The 1613-nt window shown below is 72.7% G+C and carries 1 protein-coding gene; it reads left to right on the top strand.

Annotated features, from left to right (window positions below; genetic code table 11):
- The first annotated feature begins 92 nt into the window (after window positions 1–92).
- Entirely contained in the window at window positions 93–1385 is a 1293-nt protein-coding gene (locus DWW12_RS09655) for an IS30 family transposase (RefSeq protein WP_117855832.1), read from the top strand.
- Window positions 1386–1613 lie beyond the last annotated feature (228 nt).

Consider the following 1613-nt stretch of genomic DNA (forward strand, 5'->3'; position numbering starts at 1 on the left):
CCTCCCATATTCATCCGTACATGTACGGATGAATATGGGAATCCGATACCCTGAGGGCCGGACCGGCCGGCCCCGGGAGATCGGAGGACGGCATGTCCGGAAAGAGGAAGAAGGGGGCCGGGAAGGCGGCCCCGAGGGCCTACGGCAGGCTCACCAGGCACGAGCGGAACACGGTCCAGAGGATGCTGGAGCGAGGGGCCTCGTGCAGGCGGATCGCGAGGGAGCTGGGCAGGTCGCCCTCGACGGTGAGCTCCGAGGTGGCGGCGCACAGGTTCGTGACGGCGCCGAGGGAGAGGCGCGGCGAGCGCGTGGACGCCTCCGCCGACCTGTCTGCGGCATGCCCGCGCCTGGCCGCGTGGCCGCGCTGCTGCAACGGGTGCGGGCGGTACCGCGCGGTCGGCTGCAAGCGCCGCCCGCACGTCTTCTACGACGCCCGCGCCGCGCAGCTGTGCGCGGACTCGGTCCTCGTCTCGTCCAGGCGCGGGATAGACGCCGACGAGCCCGCCGCGGCCGAGGCGCTCGCCCTCATCCGCGACGGCCTGGGCCGGGGGCTCTCGCCCGAGCAGCTGTCCGCCCGCAACGGCGGGCCCGTGGACCTGTCGCCCTCGACGATCTACCGCTGGGTCGCGGCGGGCTACGACGGCATGACCAACATGGAGCTCAGGAGGAAGGTCGGCTACAGGCCCAGGTCGCACCGGGCCCCGAAGAGGGCGACGCCGCACTCGCCCCGCAGGTCGCACGCCGCGTTCCTCGGCCTGGGCGAGGACGCGTGCGCCGCCGCCTGGGAGATGGACACCGTCGAGGGCGCGCGGGAGGACAGCGCCTGCCTGCTCACGCTGCTGCACCGCCCCAGCAGGCTGCAGCTCGCGCTGCCGCTCGCGGCGAAGGACGCCGCGAGCGTGGCGGCGGCGCTCGGGGGCGTTCGCTCCGTGCTGGGCGCAGACGGCACGGGGAGGGTCTTCCGGGCCGTGCTAACCGACAACGGCCCCGAGTTCTCCGACGAGGGCGCCATCGCCGGGCTGATCGGCGAGGGGCCGGGCGAGACGAGGCTGTTCTACTGCGACCCCGGGCGCAGCGACCAGAAGGGCGCCTGCGAGCGCAACCACGTCGAGATCAGGAAGCTGCTGCCCAAGGGCCGCGGCCTCAGGTTCGACCGGCTGGCCCCGGCGGACCTGTCGCTGGCGATGTCGCACGTGAACTCCGAGCCGCGCGGCGCGCTCGGCTTCGCGACGCCCGCCCGCGCCTTCCGGGCGATGCTCGGCGCCGACGCGGAGGCGCTGCTGGATGCGTACGGCGTGGAGGACGTGCCCGTCGGCGAGCTCGACCTGACGCCGGGGCTCATCGCGCGGGCGCGCGAGGAAAGGGGCGATGCCCCGCTGGCCTAGCCTGAAAGGGAAAAACGGAATAGGCGGACCGACCGTTCGGCTGAGTCTGGGAAGAGGCGCCGGGCGGTGGGCGGAGCATGGCCACCGGACCCATCGAAACACATCTCCACCGTTCCTTCAACTGGGAAAACGGCGCCCCCGGGCCCCGGGAGGGGCCGCGGGGGCGTTCGGCTAGGTGCGGGAACGACCTATTTGCTCAATGTGTTCGGCTGAGATCGGAAATCAACC

Source organism: Collinsella sp. AF14-35, from assembly GCF_003464565.1.
GTDB lineage: Bacteria > Actinomycetota > Coriobacteriia > Coriobacteriales > Coriobacteriaceae > Collinsella.